This window comes from uncultured Shewanella sp. (assembly GCF_947495455.1).
GTDB lineage: Bacteria > Pseudomonadota > Gammaproteobacteria > Enterobacterales > Shewanellaceae > Shewanella.
The window spans coordinates 1-23,585 of record NZ_CANLZC010000043.1 but is presented as its reverse complement, the minus strand read 5'-3'; the positions used below and the strand labels follow the sequence as shown (position 1 = coordinate 23,585).

Here is a 23,585-nt window from a genome sequence, read left to right as displayed (position 1 = left end):
TTAATTTTTCCCAGTAAGACCTAAATTTGTTATTCTTAATGAAATATTCACATTACCAATATTTAAAAAGGCTGTTATGAAACCGGGCAATAAACAAGGTATGACACGTATCGTTAAAGCAACAAGGATCTCAATGAAAGGACTCGCAGCAGCATGGAAAAATGAAGCCGCTTTTAGACAAGAATTAGTGCTTGCCATTATTTTACTGCCTACGGCGCTGCTGATTAATGTCTCCATCATCGAAAAGCTTTTGCTGATCATAACCATTTTCATTGTGCTGATCACAGAATTACTCAATTCAGCCGTTGAAGCTGTTGTCGATAGAGTCGGCAGTGAACACCACGCGTTAAGTGGTCAAGCAAAAGATATTGCCTCTGCGGCTGTTTTTATGAGTTTAGTCTTATGTGGGATCACATGGGCAATCATCTTAGGTCATTGGTTATTATAATTGTCAACGGACAAATGGACAGAGGCTATTTACTGCCCATTTCATTTTATATTATCACAAGATGATAATGTTTGATTACGAAATCAAAGTCGATGTTGAAACGATTCAATACTCGCTATTGAGCATCCTCAAAAGTATTCATGCTGTTTTTAACGACCCTCTTCAGCACGCCGTTTTTTAAAATCTGACGCTTCTATCCATTTAGGCCAATCATTATTATTGGCTAATTTAGCTAATATACTGCCGATCAGCCCCAAATCTTGCTTCACGCCACCGAGTGACCAGTTTGATGAAAAATCATCCTTCTCAGTATGGTATTTATGTGCAATATAATCAGGATCCGTATCACCCAAACTCATAAACAATAATCCAGGAATACCTTGCTGAGCCAAGGCAAAATGATCAGAACGAAACAGTAATCCATTTTCTGGACGCGGATCGCCTTTCACAATTCGACCTTGTGCTTTTGCTGCAATGGCTAAATCCTGCTCTAATGTCGACACTCCATCGCCATAACGCAGTATATAACCCACTTCATCATTCACATTCATGCCATCAATATTGAGAAAAGCCACCACATTTTTTGATGGCACAGGCGGATTTAATGCAAAATGTTGAGCACCAATGAGTCCGGTTTCCTCCGCCGTAAATGAGGCAAATAAAATCGAACGTTCAAAAGACTCATTCAGTGACATACGCTTAAAGATCCCTGCTAACTCCAGCACACCTGCCACTCCACTGGCATTATCCACTGCGCCATTATAAATATGCTGATTACCATCAGCATCGATCACTGTGCCTAAATGATCCCAATGCGCTTGTAACACTGCCATTTCTTCAGCACGTTGACGACCTGGTAGCAAAGCCAGTACATTATAAGATTCATCTCTTTCAATTTGATTATTTAAGGTTAAATTGGCTTTCAGTGCTAATGAACGCGCTTTAAAGTCTCTTTTTTTGGCTTTCCTTTTTTCTTTATGATAGTCAAGCCCAGCTTGAGTAAAAAGCTGCATCGCGACATTTTTTTGTACCCACCCCATCAAGGCTAATTTATCTTGATTATCATCATCATCCACTAAAGTAAACTTGCTCCCCGTGTTAGAGTTTTCAACCACTGACCAAGCGTAGGCTGCAGGCTCAGTCTCGTGAACAATAAATGCAGCCTTAGCCCCTTGCCTAGCCGCTTCCTCATATTTATAGGTCCAGCGCCCATAATAAGTCATAGCCTTGCCTTTAAATAATCGAGGATTCTGAGTCGCAAAACCGGGATCATTGACAAGAATAATGACTGTTTTACCCTTAACATCAATCCCTTCATAATCATTCCAATCATACTCAGGCGCATTAATACCATATCCTACAAAGACAAGCTCACTCTGCTCCAGCTTGATCTGTTTATCCATACGCTCTGTGCGTACCGTAAAATCACGACCATTTTTAAAAACACTACCTCCAACTTTTAATAACATTCCCTTTTCTGGTGTGATTTTAGCCAATGGCACAGGTTGCAAATAACTATCAGCAAACCCAGGTTCTAATCCCATCTCTTTAAAGCGTTTGACTAAATAACTAAGCGTTAACTTCTCCCCTGCCGATAAGGGCCCTCTTCCACCAAATCGATCGCTCGCCAATTGACTAAGATCTTGCTTATATCGCGTCAAATCAACTTGTTCTTCTATGCCATTCTCTGACGCAAATGCCGTATTAGCCAACAAAATGATACTCGCTATTAAGTTAATCACTATTTTTTGACCCACGTTCACTTCTCCCTACTACACCTAATCAACAATCTCGATACGCTAACACAAAAATAGCGACACAATTAACTCCTATTTTTTGACATGTTAGTCATTTGCTAAAAACGAGACCCTATAAAATTCAAACGTTTCTTGAACAAACACTTTCTTCAACAATATAAATGTTCGAAAAAGTTCGAAGTGGATTGAAAAAATCACTACTTCACGTTAAATTGAACATTAAAACACAACAAAGCGAACATTTTATATTATACTCTTACTTAATGAGTCCATTGACGACAATAAATAGTTCAATACTTCTATTAAACACACAACAGAGACATTTAAGGGGCCATAAATGACCAAGAAACAAGAGGCAGTTGATTTATTCATCGTTGGCGGCGGGATTAACGGCGTAGGGATTGCTGCCGATGCAGCCGGACGTGGCTTATCTGTCTTTCTCTGTGAACAAAACGATTTAGCGCAAGCCACCTCTTCTGCAAGCAGTAAGCTTATTCATGGAGGATTACGTTACTTAGAACATTATGAGTTTCGATTAGTCAAAGAGGCCCTAGAAGAAAGAGAAGTCATGCTTAAAAAGGCCCCCCATATTGTCTCGCCTCTTCGCTTTCGTCTTCCCCACCAACCCCATTTACGCCCTGCATGGATGATCAGAGCGGGATTATTCTTATATGACTTTTTAGGTAAAAGAGAAACACTCAATGGCTCCAAAAGCATCAAATTTAACCAAAACAGTCCGCTGAAAAGCAACATTAAAAAAGGGTTTGAATACGCAGATTGTTACGTTGATGATGCTAGGCTAGTTGTTCTCAATGCCATCGAAGCGCGTAATAAAGGGGCTAATATTGCCACTCAAACCCGCTGCATCAGCGCAAAACGCAAAAATGGCTTATGGGAAATTCATACCGAAAACAAACTAACACTTGAAAAAAAGTGTATTTATGCCAAAGGATTAGTCAATGCTGCAGGCCCTTGGGTTGCGTCATTTATTAAAGAAGGCTTAAACCTAAAACCTGCTCATGGAATACGCCTCATCAAAGGAAGTCACATTATTGTGCCTAAAATCCATGATGAAAGAGAAGCTTATATTCTACAAAATGAGGATCAACGTATTGTTTTTGTGATCCCTTACCATAACGACTTCTCACTTATCGGTACAACAGATGTTGAATATCAGGGCGATCCCAGTAAAGTGGTCATTTCAAATGAAGAAAAAGACTACCTGATTAAACTCGTCAATCAACATTTTGTGAAACAAATTAGCACTGACGACATCGTTTCCAGCTTTTCAGGCGTTAGGCCTTTATGTGATGATGAATCTGATAAGGCTTCAACTATCACTCGTGATTACACCGTTGAAATTGAAGATGACAATGCTAAAGCCCCGTTACTTTCTGTTTTTGGTGGTAAAATAACCACATATCGAAAATTAGCCGAAACAGCTATGAAAAAACTGACTCCTTACTATGAGCATATGGGAGATAAATGGACCGCGAATGCACCCTTGCCAGGTGCAGACAATCTTGATAATGTACCAACCTATGCCAATGATTTTAAATCAGCATTTGAGACACAATTACGCACTCACTTTCCATGGTTGCCTCAATCAATGCTAGTCCGCTTGACGCGCAGTTACGGCACGCTTTGCCTCAATTTTCTTGTTGGCACAACTTCGATAAGCGATCTTGGCGAGCACTTTGGCGCCGATCTTTATGCCGCAGAAATCGACTATTTAATTGACAATGAATGGGCTGTACACGCAGAAGATATTCTCTGGCGCCGTAGTAAACTAGGCTTATATTTAAGCGATCTCGAACAGCAACGTCTCGCAGAGTACCTCACAAATAAGTCCCCCAAGGTAGTCCCTGAACCTCTGTTGAAATATGGCTAAATTGATATATGAGGGATCGATTACCAATTAGGCTCAGTTGCACTCGCTCAATCCCTCAGTCTCAGTATTTTTCGTATCAATATATTGAAACGCGCTAGCCCCAAGCTAGCACGTTTTTGTTGCTCATAATTAGAACTGATATAAACTAAACTCGGATTAAAACTGCGCCGCTAAATACCGCTATTATATCCCTTATCTGTATTGTGGTTTCTACAAATATCGGGTTATTTGATGCCAGCCCTCGCTTAGATATCGACAAAATATCATCACTTAACAAATAAACAATTCAATAAGAAATGAACACATAGAATAACGATTTGATTTAAAGTCATATTTAATGATTTTCTGACACTCGTTATTCCTAATTCTGGTTATATAGGCTGCTCTATTCTTTATTGACTATACTTAATAATATCGTGTTTTATAGCGTGGGCGTGGCTAACATGTGTAAATTAATCAAATTCATTATCATATATGGGCTCTTAGCATTCTGTTTTACAACAAAAACAGTGGCTCATCCTTTTCCTTTTCCCTTTGTTTTACCTATTCCAATTGTTGTCCCGCCACCGGCACCAGCACCTTACCTATACCCAGTCCCTCATCCTGCTCCACCTCCGGCTCCCGTCCCCTATCCAAGACCCTATGGCGGGCCTGGACCCCATGGTGGACCTGGGCCTGGACCCCATGGTGGACCTGGGCCTGGACCCCATGGTGGACCTGGGCCTGGACCTCATGGCGGACCTGGGCCTCATGGTGGACATGGACCTCATGGAGGGCCATTAGTGCCAACACCACCATAAATAACATCAATGAATAGATAATACCTTATTTTAAAAGTTTAGTAATCAAGCTTAAAGTGAGTCAGACTGCTAACATGACATGGCTATCTGACTCACTTTAAACACTTGAACATAGCTTTCTAAATCCTCTTCATTACCGTTTTCCGTTTTCGACTTATTATTTAAATTTGTCCATAACCAGTAAAATCGTCAAGCTCAATATGGTAAAGCCGTCATGACACATTTAATAATCTTGCAGCAATAGCCGTAAGCAATAAAAACACATTTCCTGCTACTTATAAAAAATGCTATTTTATTAGATGGTTAATAACGATATTGAATTTTACTTTTACTTATTCCACTAAAATTTGATTATCATGCTCACCATTAGCTGATGAAAAACAATGAAAAACAATGAAAAACAAAATCTGTCACAAGCAGTCCAATCCACACTTTAAAATCTAGCTGAGTCGTTTCTAAGAAAGAAGCAATGCTCGACCTCCCCACCCAATAGCCCATAAATGACATGAGCTAGAGACATATCTCTAGCGCATTTAGTTGCGTTTAACTTTATTGGTTAACGAACCGTTTTCAAAAACTCGGCATAGATCTCTAAATTAACTTCATCACCGACAATCGGAATATAACTGTCCATTCCAAAATCAGAACGTTTAATATGACCTACAGCGCTAAAACCAATAGTGTATTTTCCTGTCATCCAATTATCAGCGCCACCATGAAACGTCGCATCAAAGGTCATTGGTTTAGTAACACCTCTTAACGTCAAATCACCCGAGAATCGAAAACGGTTATGCGACAATGGCGTCACAGTATGGCTAATAAAGAAGGCTTGTGAAAAGCGGTCGCTGTTAAACCAAGTGGCATCTTGTAACGTTTCCGCTAATTCAGCATTGTTAATATCAATAGACTTAATCGCCACTGTCGCTTGTAATGAGGCTGCGGCCATATTATCGGGATCAAAGCTGAGCACAGCATCAAATTGATTAAAGCGCCCCACATAGGTTGATAAACCTAAATGTTGAATTTTAAACACTAATGCTGCATGTGTACTATCAAGCTGATATTGCCCTCCTTGTAACGTTATTAATTCAGTTTTCACACTAGGCGCTATCCAGCTCACACAACTCGATAGTGGTAGCACTATGATAATGGCTAACAGACCTTGTTTAATCATTTTTTATCCTTATTAACGCCTAAATCTTTTAAGCATTGAACCCTAGCTCCTCGACATAACCAGCAAACGCTCCATCTTGTCTATAGCCCGATGATAATGCGGAATAGTATAACGAAATAAATATGAACTTATGGCGTTTCTCATTCCACACTTATGCCACCATATGAATAAACACTGGAGTCATCACCACCGACTTTATAAATCATCCTTTTCATCATTTCATATTCAACCTGAGAAAAAACGGCATGATGTCTGAAAGACATCATGCAGCAGCCATAGACTGTTCAATTGGCAAAAAATGAGCAACCCATCATCCTTGTTGACAAAAAACAACAAAAAACAACAAAAAAAAATAAAAAAGAACATTTATATTGATTATTTCTCGAGATTATTTGCTAAAATAATGGATGTCGAAATTTATGTGTTCATTCTTGACCATGATAAATACGTCATGGTACCGAACCATGAGGTGCGATATGAATAATTTAATCAGAGTAAACAGCGTAAAACAGACCAATAAGAGATCGAAATCCCTTACGCTAATTAAAACCATTATATTAGGTGGACTAGTAGCATTTTGTTTTTCTATTAACGCAGATGCACGTCCCCTCCCTGTACCTTGGGTAATACCTTTACCTGTACCCGCACTTTTTATGCCTAGAGTGGCACCAGCACCGATGCCTGCGCCTCATCCTGCACCTGTCGTCTATGTTGCGCCACATCCCTATGGACCTGGACCATATGCTTATGGACCAGGACCACATGGCGGGCCAGGACCACACGGCGGACCCGGCCCCCATTCTCATCAAGGGCCATTAATTCCTACCCCACCTAAACCTTAAAATAAAAAAGAAGAAAGGACTCATCAAGTTACAAACAAAGCCTAATTTGATGTGATGCTGCGTTTCATGCATCACATCAATTCTAGCCAGAACGCTTTGAATATCGAGTAGACTTAGAAGCTTGGGACTTGGGGAGCTATATCTGATATCATTAAATTGATTATCTGTTTTAAATCCCGCCATGATAATACTATAGGCCACAAAAAGTGCGCTTATCGTGGCCAGTTAACTTTCTATCTCTTCTATTGTCATTACCAATCACATCTTGCTATCATTTTTTTTAAGCGATGCAAAATGGCAGCAAACAAACCTTCAATGTCTTTCAAATCTCCCCCAATCACTAAAATAACAGAGAAAAACCGTACACTAAATAAGGCGCCATAAATGTCTAATCTTTGCTGCTTATTCAATAGAGTGAATTCAACGGTCCCCTACTCACCACACACTCAACCAATATATTAAGAGTCGACCACCTGACTATACAAGGCTTTATTGATAAGCTTCTTTAAAATAAGGTAATTGAGACTCCACCGGAAAAAATTTTTCTAAATTGGTAAGACTCTTAAAATCAGTAATGTCATATGGCGCATACTTTTGTTGCTGTTGTTGCCAACTCATTCCTTCGCCACTATAGTCAATTTCATGCCATTGCCTACCCATAATGTGGGAGGTATTTTCATCAAAATCAGCAATATTATGAATAGAATAGATTTCAGGTACCTTAGCTAAGTAATATGCCATTTTCTCAGCCTCATCCAAAGGTACGCCCCGCATTTCGACACCCCGTAATAATGCTAACGTCGTTTTTGGCAATAAATCAGCCAATGCCAAAAGTGACGGTGTAGAGGGGGGGATTGTCCATAAAAAACCAATAAAATGATTAACTTGATGCTTTGTCAACTTCATTTTTTGTGTAGACTGAGTCAATCTTGCACAAATAATAGGATCTAATACCGTCCATTCAACGGGCAATTGTACATTAACACTATGATGGCAAGCAGAATCGACGCCGGGATGCCCTTGTTGCACCTTTTGTGAATAAGATACGCACCCTTGGGTCATTATGACCAGCAATAAGGATCCCATCTTTAAATACCTCTCACTGCGCTTATTCAAAAGCGACATAAACCGTCACCTCCTATTGCTGATCCAACACGGCTATACTCGTAATACTTCAAGCTGCAGTATGTAGCTGGAAGTATCTTGAGTATAAGTATAGATAAAGGCTAGGCAAAAGATGATACAACGCAGAAGTCGGTGCTTTTACAGACTCCCAAGGGGCTGGCCTCTTCATATGTAAAAGCAAGGCCTTTTATACTGCGTTATTGAACATCAGCTTAGAATGACTAGGCACACTGTTCAGCTGAACATCAAGGATGATGGAAATGTCATTTATGCAGCAGCAATTAATAACCTTGCTTAAAAAGCTTTTAATTCCAGCTGAATCCTGCATCTTCAAGTATCACGGGTATATCATTTATCAACACACTCTACGGCAAAAACGGCTTTGATATTTTGCTTTAAACTGTGTTTATTATTCGGAGGCAATCACCAACTTTATATCATGTTGATTCAATAATGCTTGAATAGGTCTTGGAGGGGCTTGATCCGTGAATAACGCATTCGCTTGATCGATATTACCTAATCTCACCATGGCATTACGACCAAACTTAGAGTGATCCGCAGCTAAAAAAACGCTGCGAGAGTTTTTGATAATAGCTTGTGCAATACGCACTTCTTGATAATCAAAGTCCAATAAAGAACCATCATTGTCAATTCCACTGATCCCTATGATCCCAAAATCCATTTTAAATTGATCAATTATATCTTGAGTCGCTTCACCTATCACGCCACCATCACGACTTCTCACTATGCCTCCGGCAATAATGACATTAAAGTCTTCTTTGACCCGCAAAATCGACGCCACATTAATATTGTTCGTCACAATTTGTAAACCTTTATGATCCAGCAAAGCCTTAGCAATGGTTTCTGTGGTGGTACCGATATTTATAAATAATGATGCATTATCGGGGATCTGCTGAGCAACAGCCTCAGCTATCCTTTGTTTTTCAGATAACTGTAAAATTTTTCGAGTACTGTAAGCCGTATTTTCAGTACTGGACACAGAGCCTGCACCACCATGATGACGGCGGATCAATTTTTGCTCCGCGAGTTGATTTAAATCTCGTCTGATAGTTTGTGGTGTGACTTCAAAGTAAGCGACTAAATCTTCAATTGTAATAAAGCCTTTGTCCTTTACAAGCTCTATGATTTTCATTTGCCGAAGCTTTTGACTCATGACTTTATTCTCTCCCACCTAAATACAGCAGCTTACTTAATAATAATCGTTAAATGCTAACATATCCCACTCTCACTTGAAAATTCCCCTCGAACAAGCACTTCAAGGTAAAACCGTATATAAAAAATCATAGACATAGCATATGTATCAAACTTGTTACATCGACACGACTTTGATACCATCGAATAAATCGCTAAAAATGCATATAAAAATACCAAAACGAAAATTAAGGAACAATACCTTCGTTATCATTCTTTAATTTCGGTTTTTTTATGTTTAGTATCGAACTTGCCCAAACTGATCACATGAATCAATTGGCAGCTTAACGATAACAAATAAATCGATTAAATAAAAATAAGAGGCCCTCATGTCAACCTACATCCTTACTATCGATCAAGGTACCACCAGCTCCCGCGCCATCATCTTTAATGAAAAAGGCTTAGTTGTAAGCACGGCTCAAAAAGAATTTAAACAGATTTATCCGAGTAATGGTTGGGTTGAACATGATCCCGAAGAGATCTGGAGTACTACCCTCTCCACTTGCCATCAAGCATTAGCAAGCAAAGGGTTAAGCGGCACTGATATTTCATGTATTGGGATCACTAACCAAAGAGAAACCACTATTATTTGGGACAAAAAAACCGGTAAACCCATTTATAATGCCATTGTCTGGCAAGACAGACGCACAGCCGATTATTGCCAAGAATTAATTGTTAATGGCTTTGAAGAAACCGTCATAGACAAAACAGGTTTGTTGATCGACCCTTACTTTTCAGGTACGAAAATAAAATGGATTTTAGATAATGTTCCCGGTGCTCGCACTCGAGCAGAAAAAGACGAGCTGGCATTCGGTACGGTCGATAGCTTTTTATTATGGCGTTTAACAGCAGGAAAAAGCCATATGACCGATGCCACCAATGCATCGCGCACCTTATTGTTTAACATTCATCAGCAAGAATGGGATCAAGAGTTGATGGACAGACTCGAAATTCCAGCTAAGATACTGCCTGAAGTGAAAGATTGTAGTGCGCATTTCGGTACAACAGAGAAAACCATTTTTGGCGAAGAAATCTTGATTTCAGCCATGGCAGGGGATCAACATGCCGCTTTGATCGGTCAAGCCTGTTTTGAAAAAGGCATGGTCAAAAGCACTTATGGAACGGGGTGCTTTATGATGCTTAATACTGGCGATGAAGCACTTCGCTCAAAAAATCGATTATTAACTACAGTCGGATATCGATTAAATGGCAAAGTCACCTACGCAATAGAAGGCAGTATTTTTGTCGCTGGCGCTGCCGTACAATGGTTAAGAGATGGCATCAATCTGATTGAACATGCCTATGAAACCGAATCTCTCGCTGAAAAAACACCATTGGATCATGGCGTTTATATGGTGCCAGCATTCACGGGATTAGGTGCACCTTATTGGGATCCACAAGCAAGAGGTGCCATTTTAGGTATTACCCGTGATACGGGAATTGGTGAAATCGTCAGTGCAGGCCTGCAATCCGTTTGTTATCAGACAAAAGATCTAAAACGCGCAATGGAAAGTGATGGTGCCATTCGCCCCAGTACACTCCGTGTTGACGGCGGCATGGTCGGCAATAGTTGGGTCGTCCAGTTTCTTTCTGATATACTTGGCGCTACCGTTGATCGCCCTGTTGTTCAAGAAACAACGGCCTTGGGCGCAGCATACCTTGCAGGGCTGTATACAGGTACCTTCAAGTCTCTTGAGCAGATAAGCCAACTTTGGCACTGCGAACAAAGCTTTAAGCCAACAATGGATAAAGCGCTTCAAAACACACTTTATGATGGCTGGTTAGATGCCGTATCTCGAATACGCTCTAACTAACGAATAATTGTCTTTAAATATGTTTCTATTTAAAGACAATGATACCAATTATAAAGGAGATAATGATTGTGGAATATTTACTCGGTGAATTTTTAGGAAGTCTATTTTTGATTTTATTTGGCGGCGGCGTTGTGGCCAATGTCCTATTATCGAAATCAAAAGGCAATAATGGAGGCTGGATCACTATTACTGCTGGCTGGGCCTTTGCAGTGATGATTGGTGTCTTTGTCGCCACATCAAGCGGCTCCCCACAAGCCGATATTAATCCGGCGGTGACATTAGCCAAATACTTTCTAGGTGTTTATGATTCGCTTTATTACGTTATTACAGCCAGCCTTGCTCAAATCGCGGGTTGCTTTGTAGGCGCCAGTTTAGTTTGGCTCACATACCTCCCCCATTGGAAAGAAACAGAAGACAAAGAAGCGAAACTCGCTGTTTTTTGTACGTCACCTGCAATAGCACATTCTCCCAGTAACCTCATCACTGAAGTGATTGGCACAGTTGCCCTTATTTTTGGTATTGGCGCCATCGTTTCATCCGGCGATATCGCCGCTGCGGCAGTCCCTTACCTCGTTGCTATGCTCGTTTGGGGAATAGGGTTATCATTGGGTGGCCCCACTGGCTATGCCATTAATCCCGCTCGTGACTTAGGCCCACGTATTGCCCATACTGTTTTACCGATTGCCAATAAAGGCACTTCACAGTGGCATTATGCGTGGGTTCCCGTTATTGGCCCTTTACTTGGCGCCATTTTAGCCGCAACATTATGGAATAACCTATTGTAAGAATTGATGTTATAATAAAATGAGTTATTGTTCCATAAGTGTCAATAACTCATTTTTCAATGCTTGTCAATAATGGCTCCAATTGTAGCGTCACTCTTCTGTCAAAAAAGTTATTTTCTAATGACGCTTCTTCAATGACAGGAAAGCGATCGCCCAATGCCACTGTAATTAACCGACTTTCGTCTACACCTTGCTGCTGTAAGTATTGCCTAACTTCTGCCACCCTTTGTTCTGAAAGTGCCTGATTAAAATCATTATCACCTTGACGATCAGCATATCCAGTTAAGGTTATTACCCATTGAGGAGAGACTTGCATCGCACTTGCAACGTCTTCTAATTGTTTTTTAAAATGTGCTTCAATTTCAGATGATCCCGTTTTAAATTGTACTGTTAACCCGACTGATAACATAGATAGTACTTGTTCTACTTTTTCATATTGTACTTGCTTCGCCAAAGCGATTTCTTGCTGTTGCTGCAACCTTTCTATCTCAACTTGACTCTGTGTGAGTTGCAACTGCTTATTCTTCAGTGCAGTATAATTATCAGTAGACTTACCAATCAGTCCTCCAGTGAACGCCCCTATAATGGCACCCAATGGGCCACCGACTGCCGCCCCCACAACAATGCCCGAACCTAATCCAATCCAAGTTCCCCCTTGCTCAGTCTCTGTTGGTAAGGCTTTGTGAATATCTTCTTGCGCAAGACTTATATTGATCTGAGAAACATTAATCACACCCACTAACAACCAAGTTATAACGTTTTTTTTCATTTTACTCTCTCATGGCTCGATATTTTATGACTTTCACGCTTAAGCTATATAAAAACAAAAATAAATAACCTTAGAGAGGAAGGTATATGGCCAGTTAAAGATTAAATATGTCAAAAAAATGGCGCCATGACTTTCATTTTTAATATTACATTCCCTTTCTTAACTCAGCATTTATCGAATAAAAGCCCATTCATAAACTCATCTATTCATTTTTTATGATTATTTTGTTATTAACATTGATGCAAATATTATTAAGCTTTAATTTAAGGAGTAAAATACTAAAAACCTTAAGGGTATAGTCTCACCATAAATTAAATTTTAAATAATAAAAATTCATAAAATAAAAAAACACATATAAAACAATAAACAACAGATAAAAACAAAATATTCTAACTCAATCCATTTTTTAGACATTAAGTCTTATCTTTCCTAAGCTATATAAATTAAACTTACGCACGTATATATACCGCGAGATATTGTTTTAACTCTTCTACCCCGTTTATATAACAAGGAGTCTGTTATGTCAGTTAAATTGGGTTTTAAATTGCCAACGATTAATCTTTTTCATTCATTTTTACTGATTGTTATTTTATTACTTTCATATCAAAGTAAAAGCTTAGCTGAAATAAAAACGAATACCGATGCCAATCAATGGCAGGGAATGGATATCGGTAATGCCAATTATCCTGGCTCACACCTTATTGATAATGAACAATTGATCACGATTCAAGGCTCAGGTAATGATATATGGAATAGCCAAGATGACTTTTATTTCCTATATAGAAATATTACAGGTAATGCCACCATTATTACTCAAGTTCACAGTATAGAAAATACTCATCCATGGGCAAAAGCGGCGATCATGTTTAGAGAAACATTGGCCAGTGATTCCGTGAATGTCGCACTGGATTACTCAGCCCATGAACATATTGCTTTTCAATGGCGTCCTGAGGCCAATAACCGCTCTTATTTTTGGGGGAAAAATGTAGGCACAGGCCCTGTTTGGCTAAAACTACAAAGAGAAGGCAATCTGTTTACGGGTTATTATTCTTTCGATGGAGAAAACTGGTTACAGACCACCAGTAAGACAGTTTCTATGGGAGAAAATTATTATGTTGGATTAGCAGCAAGTCCTCATGTGACCACCAGCAACGCAGAAGCCATATTCTCCAATGTTGATGTACTTCAAGATTATAATGACAAAGCGAAAGTCTACCTCATGGCAGGACAATCCAACATGGAGGGACACGGTTCCAATAGTGCTTTACCCGCCACCTCAGGCGCTGATCTAACTGGAATACGAGATGATGTTTGGATTCAAAACATCATCTCAAACACTCGTGGTTTAAGTGGGCTTCAGCCTGGATTTGGTTCACGCAGTACTCACTTCGGTGTCGAGTTAAAAATGGGTCATGTGCTGGGTAATGTTTTACCTGAAAATATTTATTTATTCAAAGGCGCAAAAGGGGGAACCACCTTAGATAATACCGCCCATTGGCGTCCACAAGCCTTTGGCGGAGATAATGGCAATTTATATGAACAACTCATCACAGGCTTTAATACTTTTCTGCAAAATGAACTCATTGCCAATAATATTGATTATGAACTCGCCGGCTTTATCTGGTTTCAAGGCTATAATGATACCTTTGGCAGCGAGCTGCTTTATGAAAACCACTTAACTAATCTTATTAGTGCGGTCAGGCAAGATCTCAATCGAGCCGACTTGCCTGTTATCATTACTCAAATTAATGACAATCGTGGCCAAGCAGGTGACATTGTCATGGCAGCGCAAGCTAATGTGGCTAATAATGATCCCTTAGCGACATTAGTCTATACAGGTGATCAACGTCCTTACTATCATTATGGTAGTGACAGCTATGTTGTCATTGGCGAACGCATTGCTCAGGCTTGTCTGCCTTACTTAAATTACGCCACAGCCATTAAAGACAGCTATACTCTTGACCCCAATACAGTACTCAACATCTCCACCTTACAAGGTGTGTTGACGAATGATAAAAATGCCAGCACAGCAGTACTCACACAAGATGTGGCCAATGGCAGTTTGACGCTCAACCTCGACGGCAGTTTTCAATATACACCCAATGCTAATTTTGTAGGCCGAGACAGGTTTACTTACGCCACAAAACATAATGGCCGTTTAGGGAACAGTGTCAAGGTTGATTTGTGGGTAAGAGAATCAAGTAACCCTCTTGTGCTGCACTACACTTTTGATAACAGCAATGCGGATCCTATCCTTGATAGCGCTTCCGGTATTCCCGCCTATATTGCCAAAACAGGGATCACCTTTGAACACGTTGGTGCCATTAATCGCGCTGCGTATTTTGATGGTAATACAGTACTGCATTATTTGAGCGAATACCCTGTCTATGATTTTTTAGACCTCAATACTGACAATGACTTTAGCCTGTCAGCTTGGGTCAAACCTGATGCAGGAGTCAGTAATGAACAAATTATTATCAGTAATAAATATTACTACAACAGTCGTTCTGGCTTTGCACTGACATTAGCGAATAATGGTACTGGTATTAAAGCTTATGTTGGCAGTTATGATCACACTAACCACGTGAATAAAACCAAGAGCTTGACTGCTGGTAATATAAACCTCACCGACGGGCAATGGCATCATGTTGCTGCCACATTTAGCTTCTCCAATAACCAGTTATCTATCTATATAGATGGTCTTTTATCTGGACAAACCGATTTAACCGGATTAGTTGGCGACATTAATAAATATGAATCTGCTATCGGCGATGGCTCAGGTGGAGGAGATGGTCAATCTAACGCCTATAAAGGCTATATGGATGATCTTCGCCTCTATCGAAAAACACTCTCTGAAACAGAAATTGCTCAGATCTACGCAAGATAGCACACCTTATTCAGGCCATTGCCTTACAAATGTGATGGCCTGAATAACTTAACTGTTTCATTGAACACTGATAATCAAGTCTAGCAGATAAGCATTCCCCCCTATAAACCTATATTAATCGGTATCGAGCAAGGAGGCGCACCACTCCCTCAAAAACATAACAACACAAAGCTTTCGAGAAATTCAGTCTGATTTCACGTTAGCGAAACGATCAATAATTGAAGATTAAGGAAGATAAAATGAACACCTATCATTGTCGTTTTATTAAGCAGGCCTATGTCTTTGTAAGTATTATGATCTTAATGCTTTCTAGTAGCTTAAGCTTTGCTTCTAGCATTTCATCATGGCAACAAAAGGATATCGGCCAAGTCAATTATCCCGGTAATGCAGTTGAAATATTGGATATCATTACCTTAACAGGTTCAGGTAATGATATTTGGGGAACACAAGATGATTTTTATTATGTCTATGTTCCCATTTCAGGTAATGCCAGCATTACTGTCCGTGTGTTAAGTGTTGAAAACACACATCCCTGGGCCAAAGGCGCCATCATGTTTCGAGAAACCCTAGATACTGGCGCTAAAAATGTGGCATTGGATTATTCCGCTCATGAACATGTCGCATTTCAATGGCGTGCTGAAGATAATGCGCGTTCATATTATTGGGGAAAAAATGTCGGTACAGGGCCAGTATGGTTAAAACTCTCACGAGAAGGGAATACCTTCACAGGTCATTACTCCTTTGATGGCAATAATTGGCTACTCACCACTCAAAAAACCATTCCAATGGCAGAAGATGTATATTTAGGTTTAGCCGCGAGCCCTCATGTCACGACACAAAACAATACTGTTCAATTTGATGGACTGTTGGTTGAATCATCCAATCCAAGCAATGTGTGTCAAATTCAAGGGGCACAATGCGGCGCGATCAGCGATGGCAATGGTGGCACTTTAGAATGCGGAATATGTTCAACCAATGAATCTTGTGATCTCAATCTTTGTCAACCCATAGGTGAGCCACAAATCGTTGCGGCTTGTCGTGCTTTTGGCGCTCAATGTGGAGTCATTCGTGATGGATCAGGCAATACTCTGGGATGCGGTACTTGCGACTTAGGCTCTACTTGTTCAAGTAACCGCTGTGAAGCAAGCTGTTCGCTCACCCAAATCGATGACGGTACCTTTGATCATTTATTTAGTTATACTCCCTTGCAATTTACTTATACCGATCTTTCAAGCAATCAACACCCTGTCACCACCAGTTTAAGAGAGCATAACAGCGAAGGCCTCTTTCCTTTTGAGAGCCGTGTGGATATGAATGATAAAAGTGTGACTATCGATTTTAACGATCAGTCAGTGTCGACCCCCATGACACTCTCTTTTAAACTCATTCCCACGACCAATGAGCAAAGCGGCACAGTGCTCACAAGTGAAACATTAATAGTTGAGGAAGTATTAGGTAAAATAAACAGCACATTAGAAACCCAAACAAGCCCCATTACGGTCCACAATGATAACGGGGCCTTGAAACATCGAAGCTGTAACCATTATGCTTTGCAACTCAGTGAAGACAAAATCACCACATTTTTAAATGGTCATCAGCAAGACATTTTAACTGATACATCCCAGTTGCAAGCACTGGCAGGTAAACTCACTGTTGGCCCTTATGCAGGTAAAGTGTGGGACTTAAGAATATTTAATAGCAGCTTAAGCCCAGATCAAATTCAAACACTTGGAGAAGAGTGCAGTGACACCACAGTGATGACACCACCGGATCCTGAATATCCATTGTATCTTTGTGGCGCTTATTATTGTATTTTCTGGCCAGAAGGAATTACAGATACCACTCAAGAAAGCTTTGAATATCAACTCAGTGGCCATGATATGACGTGGGAGCACAATGTCATGACCACAGGTATGTATAAGCACGAAGCCTTTTGTGAGGAGTTTGCTAACCCCAGAGAATTGCTTCTCACTGAAGCTTACCGACAATCTTGGGTCAGCAAATTTAACTTCGACAATCCATGGAACCAGTACGTGTTACATGAAAACTTCCATGCCTATCAATCTAGAACGGGAGGCTCAACCAAGTTTCTTGCTGAATCCAGTGCTTCATGGGGAGCATTTTCTCAAAAACCTACCGCCAAAGACACCTTGCTTGGCTATTATACTCTTCAGCCACAACTCTCTTTGTGGACCACACAAAGCTCAGTGTATGAAGACGGCATCATCGATTATTTCAAAGGCGGTCACCAATATGGTGCTAGTGTGTTTGAACATTACGTGACCCACAACATTCTCAGTGATAACTTTATTGGTTATGTCTTCAATCGTAATGTTCATAATCTCGCACCATTAAGCGGTAGGCCCACAGAAGCCATGTATACCATACTAAGTCATGCTGGCTTTGACATGAGAGATGTGTTTTCTGATTTCAGCGCCCGAGTCATGACATGGGATATGCCCTTTGGCGACACCTTCTTAACTTCTGAAATTGCCTCTTATAATCGAATGGTGAGCGCTAATAATAACTCTGACAATCCTGTACCACTGGAAGAAGTGGATAATAAAGTCACTCAATTTTATGATGTCAATGGCACAGGTGATGAATGGCATACCGTGCCAAGTCGCTATAAAATTGCCTCTTGGGCCTATAATGCTTATGAGGTGGATGTCACTGAAGATACTGTATATGAAATCGGCGTTAACCCTGCAGTCACCAACCCTGATTATGCAGAGTTTAGGGTACAAGTTGTTGTTTATAATCCCATCACAAAGGAACGCACTTATTATAAATTACCGCATCCTAGTGCAGGCTCAGCTGAAACCATGGATGTCAATGCATCAGCAGGTGACACTCTCTATCTAGTGGTTGCCAGTACGCCTTCAACCCGATTTATTAACTTTGAAAGTTATAATTATGATTATTTAATCCGTCCTAAATAACGATTGAAATATCAATATGAGCTAAGATTGATGCTACAGGCGCGTCTTTAGACATAGCATCAATCTCTTCCACTCTTTTACGGCCTTTAAACTCACTTTCATCACGTATAGCTAAATCAATATAAAATGACATACTCAGCTGGAATTAAAAGTGATTTAGGCTAGGCGAATTGTTGAAAGCATAGTCATTCTACGATAAGGCAAATCAACAACGCATAAATCACTTTTAAACCAGCCTTTTAGGAGAGTCAGTTAAGCGACTCTTTTTTGTTGCATTATCTCGAAAGGTGCCTACATTCCATCAATCATGCGCCTCAAATTGTCGCTCAACTGAGCGCTCTGAGGCTATCATTTTATATTGATTTAGCTATACCATTAAGCAAACTTAATGATCAATTGTGGCCACAATGTGGCAATGGAATTTGAGGGCTGCTCATTCATAATGATTTACTGTATAGTCCAATGATAACTATCACGCGCTGTAAATGAGTTTACCCTAACACATGAAACGTATTGCCATCGTTGAAGATGAACCCGCTATTAGAGAAAATTACACCGAAGTATTAGAGCAACAAGGTTACCAAGTTCAAGCTTACCCTAATCGTCTCACTGCGATGCAAGCTTTTCAGATCAGACTGCCTGATTTAGCAATTATTGATATTGGGCTAGAAAATGAAATTGATGGCGGCTTTACCTTATGTCAATCACTTCGAAATTTATCACCCCGTTTACCTATCATCTTTCTCACCGCAAGAGACAGTGATTTTGATACAGTTTGCGGTTTACGTCTCGGGGCGGATGATTACTTGAGTAAAGAAATCAGCTTTCCACATTTATTAGCCAGATTAGCCGCCCTTTTTAGACGCTCCGCTTTGCAAGATAGCCAAACACCTGGTGAAGATTTAATCGAGCATGGTCATTTATGTATTGATCTCAATAGAATGTTAGTTCACTGGAGAAACCAAGCTATTGATCTCACAGTCACTGAATTTTGGATGGTGCATGCTTTAGCTAAACGCCCAGGACATGTGCGTCATCGCCAAGCACTCATGGCTGACGCTAAAATATTTGTCGATGACAGTACTATTACGTCACATATTAAGCGGATCCGTAAAAAATTTTTAGAACAAGATCCCAAGTTTCACTGTATTGATACCGTTTATGGTATGGGATATCGCTGGGATCCCCAGTCTTAAAACATGTTTAATCTTTCCATGGGCTTACGATCTAAGGTGGCTATTTTGTCACTCTTTTTACTTTGTCTTCCTTGGCTGGGGTATCAGTATGTGTGGGAAATGGAAAAGTATTTACGTCACGGCCAAGAAAAAACCTTAGAAGGCACCACCCAAGCCTTAGCAACGGCCTTACATGAACGACCTAACCTCTTTAATAATCAAGCCAGTTTTTTAACGCAAGTCAAAAAAGGCAGAGACTTATATGCTTATCCTTTATCCAAGCCAATACAGCTAAATGGTAAGCGAAATGATTGGCAGGCTTATTGGCATAACGCCATAGAGTACGGTGACAATAACCTCATTTATCAACGCGATCCTAACCAAGCATTAAGTATGCATTTTACTCATATCGTAGGTAAGTATGCGGGCTACTTATATGCTTTTTTCGAAGTCACCGATCCCCATGTTGTTTATCGAGGCACGAATTCACTGAGTATTGATAAAAACGATCATTTAGCCATTGCCACATTAGCGCCAAATGGGCAATTTAAACGCTATATTGTTGCCACGACACAAGATGGCTGGATCAATGCTTATCAGCTCCCCATGGATCCGAGTCAGTCGACGCCAGTTACTCCAGAAATCAAAATTCAAGGACAATGGCGAAAAACCCAACAAGGTTACAATATAGAATTGCGTATACCGCTCAATATGCTAGGCAGTAAATTAGGCTTCGCCTTGTATGATGTTAACGATGAACACACTAAGCTGCTCGACGCCATTGTGGGAACTTCGGCTATCGATGATGTGAATAAATTGGGTACAGTCCTTGTCCCCTCCCCCGAAATAGAACAAATTATTAAAGGAATGGGACATAATCACTCCCGTATTTGGGTACTGGATAATCATGGCAGAGTATTGGCTCGCTCGGGTGATTTACACGACAATGAAAATAGTTGGGCAAAATCTTTCAATGACACTCTGGCCATGAGTGTTTGGCAAACCATAAAACAAACTTATTTACACCCTCTTTATGCAAAGATATTAACCACGCCACCTAAAGACTTCATTGATACCCTTAAGGATTCTACTTTACTCAAAGGCACTTACATCACGGCAGCATTAAAAGGTCAACAAGGATCCGGTTGGCGTTTAACGCCAGACAAAAAAGCCGTTGTCCTTGCAGCAGCCAGTCCCATTTGGATTGATAATAATGTGATGGGCGTGGTCGTTGCAGAAGAAACCACACATGGGATCAGAACCTTACGCAACAACGCACTGGAAAAACTGTTTGATATGATCATTACCGTCATGGGCATGGGAACCTTAGCATTGTTTTTCTTTGCATCGAGCATATCGAACCGAATTCGGCGGTTAAGAGATGATGCAGAACAAGCGATTGATGCGCAAGGTCGCATCACTCGACCTATTGTTCCCTCAACAGCAGGAGACGAAATCGGTGATTTATCCCGTAGTTTTGCCAATATTGTCACTCGATTAAGTCAATATAATCACTATCTCGAGAATATATCTTCTCGTTTGTCTCACGAATTACGAACACCTGTGGCCGTTGTTCGTTCATCCCTTGAACATTTAAGTTTACAGTCATTAGCCCCCAGTACTGATAAATACGTCATTCGTGCTCAAGAAGGTATTAATCGACTCAGCATGATTTTAAATTACATGAGCGAAGCCACTCGATTGGAGCAAGGTATCACTCAAGCTGAAACAGAGGTCTTTCCACTTAGCGATGTCATCAGCGGCTGTATTCAAGGCTATCAACTCACTTACCCTCATCAAGAATTAACATTAAGCCTGCCATCACAAACTGTTTTCATTGAGGGTGTGCCTGAATATATCGCACAATTAATGGATAAACTCATTACTAATGCACTGGAATTTAGTGAAACAGGCCAACCTATTGATATTGCCTTGACCGTCCTTACAAACCGTAAATCAGAACTCTCAGATAAAACCAAAGCCAATAAAAATCAGCAAGTACAACTCACTGTCTTTAATCAAGGCCCTTTATTGCCCGATAATATGTCTGAACATATTTTTGAGTCCATGATCTCTATTCGTCCAAGTCATTGCACTTCTAGGCCAGCTGCAACACCAAATGAAAAGCCCCATCTAGGACTGGGTCTGTATATTGCAAGGCTCATCACTCACTTTCATCAAGGCCATATTTTTGCTCAAAACCATATTGATGAAAAGAGCCGACAACAAGGCGTTAAGATCAGCGTAATACTCCCCATAGCGGAGCTTCCAGCATAAATACAACTGCGCTCAATAACAAACATTTTCCAGCGAATGGTACATTGAGCTCATTTGCCTCTTTATTTTAGCCGTATAGATGTTAAGATGGCTAAAATGCCGTTATTCACCCGTATTGATTGGAAAAACGCTATGAAAAAAGAAACGCAGATTGTGAGTTTAGGTCGACAAAAAAAATGGACTCAAGGCGTTATCAATCCGCCTGTCGTCAGGGCGTCCACTATGACATTTGATACCATGGACGATATGGCTTTTGCCATTAAAAATAGAACCAAAGGTGAAATGTTTTACGGTCGACGTGGCGGCCCCACTCATTTTGCTTTTCAATCCGCCATTGCAGAACTTGAAGGGGGTGTAGGCACCGCATTATATCCTTCTGGTTCGGCTGCGATCACAGGTGCCCTACTATCTTTTTTAAAAGCAGGTGATCACTTACTCATGGTCGACAGTGTTTATGAACCCACACGGGATCTGTGTAACAAATTACTCGCAGGATTTGGCATTGAAACAACCTTCTACGATCCGCTCATCGGCAAGAATATTGCGTCATTGATAAAATCTAATACTAAGGTACTCTTTCTAGAATCACCAGGCTCTATCACCATGGAAGTTCAAGATGTGCCTACCTTAAGTAAAATTGCCCATGATAATAATCTCGTGGTGATGTTAGATAATACTTGGGCCTCTCCCATTAATTCACGCCCTTTTGAATTAGGCGTTGATATTTCAATTCAAGCCGCCACAAAATACATTGTTGGACATTCTGATGTCATGATGGGGACAGCAACAGCCAATGAGAAGCATTGGGATCAATTAAGAGAAAATTGTTACTTACTTGGACAATGTACCTCCCCTGATGATGTCTATTTAGCCAGCCGAGGCCTTCGCACATTGGGAATTCGAATGGCACAACATGAACAAAATGCACTAAAAGTCGCCCATTGGTTAGCAGCGCGTCCAGAAGTCGATCACTTAAGACATCCAGCCTTTGAAACCTGTCCTGGTCATACATTCTTTAAACGGGATTTTACTGCGGCTAATGGTCTGTTTTCTTTCGTCTTAAAAGAAGGTAATCGCACCTCAATTACGGCTTTTGTTGAAAACATGCAACATTTTAAAATGGGGTTTTCATGGGGCGGTTTTGAAAGCCTTATTTTAGGCGTATTTGGTATTGATAAATTACGAACGGCAACCCAATGGGATAGCTCAAAGCCCCTGATACGTCTGCATATTGGACTCGAAAATGTGGATGATCTAATCAAGGACTTGGATGCCGCTTTTACCCGTTATCATGCAGCGCTCAATAAAAAATAACACGTGTTATCTTTTCAAACATATATAGGGTCTAATACCAATGAAAGAATAATCCTGTTCAACCTACAGGATTATTCTCTACATGACTCAATATAAAAAATTAATAATGCACTCTGACTTGAACACGCCCGATTAACGTAATAACTCTACATATCATGATACAATTCCCCCGCTTTCTAAGACGCAATATTCAGGTCATATTCAGCAATAATTAAACACAATACCTTGCCTATCTGAAACGATTTTACAGCATAAGGTATTAATATGTACTCCATGAATGATTTATTCACTCGGCCTGGCGTTGTTGCTTAAATCTAAGGAACCATTTGGTCATTCTGTGATCTGATCTTGTCAGTACGAAAACGAGACAGAT

At 40.3% G+C, this 23,585-nt stretch carries 17 protein-coding genes; 11 read left to right on the top strand and 6 right to left on the bottom strand.

The window, feature by feature from the left end; translation table 11 throughout:
- The first annotated feature begins 76 nt into the window (after positions 1 to 76).
- A complete protein-coding gene (locus Q0791_RS12515) occupies positions 77 to 448 on the top strand; it encodes a diacylglycerol kinase (protein WP_299006742.1) in 372 nt (123 codons plus the stop codon).
- Positions 449 to 597: 149 nt separating this feature from the next.
- Here Q0791_RS12515 and Q0791_RS12510 read toward each other — a convergent pair whose 3' ends face one another.
- Positions 598 to 2,160: a M28 family metallopeptidase gene (locus Q0791_RS12510; protein WP_299006781.1), complete on the bottom strand. Its 1,563-nt coding sequence runs from the start codon at positions 2,158 to 2,160 to the stop codon at positions 598 to 600.
- 382 nt (positions 2,161 to 2,542) lie between these two features.
- Here Q0791_RS12510 and glpD point away from each other — a divergent pair, with 382 nt between their 5' ends.
- Both glpD and Q0791_RS12500 read left to right on the top strand, forming a co-directional pair.
- Entirely contained in the window at positions 2,543 to 4,096 is a 1,554-nt protein-coding gene (gene glpD / locus Q0791_RS12505) for a glycerol-3-phosphate dehydrogenase (RefSeq protein WP_299006739.1), read from the top strand.
- A 443-nt stretch (positions 4,097 to 4,539) separates the two neighbouring features.
- Positions 4,540 to 4,896, top strand: a complete 357-nt coding sequence (locus Q0791_RS12500) for a hypothetical protein (RefSeq protein WP_299006736.1) — start codon at positions 4,540 to 4,542, stop codon at positions 4,894 to 4,896.
- A gap of 556 nt (positions 4,897 to 5,452) precedes the next feature.
- Here the strand turns inward: Q0791_RS12500 and Q0791_RS12495 are convergent.
- Together Q0791_RS12495 and Q0791_RS12490 are read right to left on the bottom strand one after the other, a co-directional pair.
- The gene (locus tag Q0791_RS12495; RefSeq protein WP_299006735.1) at positions 5,453 to 6,070 is read right to left on the bottom strand and encodes a YceI family protein; all 618 of its coding nucleotides are present in this window, start codon (positions 6,068 to 6,070) and stop codon (positions 5,453 to 5,455) included.
- A 140-nt stretch (positions 6,071 to 6,210) separates the two neighbouring features.
- Complete coding sequence (locus Q0791_RS12490; RefSeq protein WP_299006733.1) at positions 6,211 to 6,336, bottom strand: hypothetical protein; 126 nt, start codon at positions 6,334 to 6,336, stop codon at positions 6,211 to 6,213.
- Between the two features lie 210 nt (positions 6,337 to 6,546).
- Here Q0791_RS12490 and Q0791_RS12485 point away from each other — a divergent pair, with 210 nt between their 5' ends.
- Positions 6,547 to 6,912 carry a hypothetical protein gene (locus Q0791_RS12485; protein ID WP_299006731.1) on the top strand — a complete coding sequence of 122 codons (366 nt, stop codon included), beginning with the start codon at positions 6,547 to 6,549 and terminating at the stop codon, positions 6,910 to 6,912.
- A 489-nt stretch (positions 6,913 to 7,401) separates the two neighbouring features.
- Here Q0791_RS12485 and Q0791_RS12480 read toward each other — a convergent pair whose 3' ends face one another.
- Together Q0791_RS12480 and Q0791_RS12475 are read right to left on the bottom strand one after the other, a co-directional pair.
- The gene (locus tag Q0791_RS12480; RefSeq protein WP_299006729.1) at positions 7,402 to 8,037 is read right to left on the bottom strand and encodes a hypothetical protein; all 636 of its coding nucleotides are present in this window, start codon (positions 8,035 to 8,037) and stop codon (positions 7,402 to 7,404) included.
- 409 nt (positions 8,038 to 8,446) lie between these two features.
- Positions 8,447 to 9,211, bottom strand: a complete 765-nt coding sequence (locus Q0791_RS12475; RefSeq protein WP_299006727.1) for a DeoR/GlpR family transcriptional regulator — start codon at positions 9,209 to 9,211, stop codon at positions 8,447 to 8,449.
- 367 nt (positions 9,212 to 9,578) lie between these two features.
- Here Q0791_RS12475 and glpK point away from each other — a divergent pair, with 367 nt between their 5' ends.
- Both glpK and Q0791_RS12465 read left to right on the top strand, forming a co-directional pair.
- On the top strand, positions 9,579 to 11,063 hold the full coding sequence (gene glpK / locus Q0791_RS12470) for a glycerol kinase GlpK (protein ID WP_299006724.1): 1,485 nt from the start codon (positions 9,579 to 9,581) through the stop codon (positions 11,061 to 11,063).
- Between the two features lie 62 nt (positions 11,064 to 11,125).
- Positions 11,126 to 11,848 carry an MIP/aquaporin family protein gene (locus Q0791_RS12465; protein WP_299006721.1) on the top strand — a complete coding sequence of 241 codons (723 nt, stop codon included), beginning with the start codon at positions 11,126 to 11,128 and terminating at the stop codon, positions 11,846 to 11,848.
- Positions 11,849 to 11,897: 49 nt separating this feature from the next.
- Here Q0791_RS12465 and pdsO read toward each other — a convergent pair whose 3' ends face one another.
- Entirely contained in the window at positions 11,898 to 12,617 is a 720-nt protein-coding gene (gene pdsO / locus Q0791_RS12460; protein WP_299006719.1) for a sortase-associated OmpA-like protein PdsO, read from the bottom strand.
- A 520-nt stretch (positions 12,618 to 13,137) separates the two neighbouring features.
- On the opposite strand from pdsO, the gene Q0791_RS12455 reads away from it, so the two are divergent.
- The 5 genes from Q0791_RS12455 (at position 13,138) to Q0791_RS12435 (ending at position 23,212) form a co-directional block, all read left to right on the top strand.
- The gene (locus tag Q0791_RS12455) at positions 13,138 to 15,504 is read left to right on the top strand and encodes a LamG-like jellyroll fold domain-containing protein (RefSeq protein ID WP_299006717.1); all 2,367 of its coding nucleotides are present in this window, start codon (positions 13,138 to 13,140) and stop codon (positions 15,502 to 15,504) included.
- A 239-nt stretch (positions 15,505 to 15,743) separates the two neighbouring features.
- Positions 15,744 to 18,446 carry a hypothetical protein gene (locus tag Q0791_RS12450; RefSeq protein WP_299006716.1) on the top strand — a complete coding sequence of 901 codons (2,703 nt, stop codon included), beginning with the start codon at positions 15,744 to 15,746 and terminating at the stop codon, positions 18,444 to 18,446.
- Between the two features lie 503 nt (positions 18,447 to 18,949).
- Entirely contained in the window at positions 18,950 to 19,642 is a 693-nt protein-coding gene (pdsR, locus tag Q0791_RS12445; RefSeq protein WP_299006715.1) for a proteobacterial dedicated sortase system response regulator, read from the top strand.
- A gap of 3 nt (positions 19,643 to 19,645) precedes the next feature.
- Positions 19,646 to 21,898 carry a proteobacterial dedicated sortase system histidine kinase gene (pdsS, locus tag Q0791_RS12440; RefSeq protein WP_299006713.1) on the top strand — a complete coding sequence of 751 codons (2,253 nt, stop codon included), beginning with the start codon at positions 19,646 to 19,648 and terminating at the stop codon, positions 21,896 to 21,898.
- A 132-nt stretch (positions 21,899 to 22,030) separates the two neighbouring features.
- Positions 22,031 to 23,212 (top strand): cystathionine beta-lyase, encoded by a 1,182-nt coding sequence (locus Q0791_RS12435; RefSeq protein WP_299006779.1) that lies wholly within the window; start codon positions 22,031 to 22,033, stop codon positions 23,210 to 23,212.
- The last annotated feature ends 373 nt before the right edge of the window (positions 23,213 to 23,585 follow it).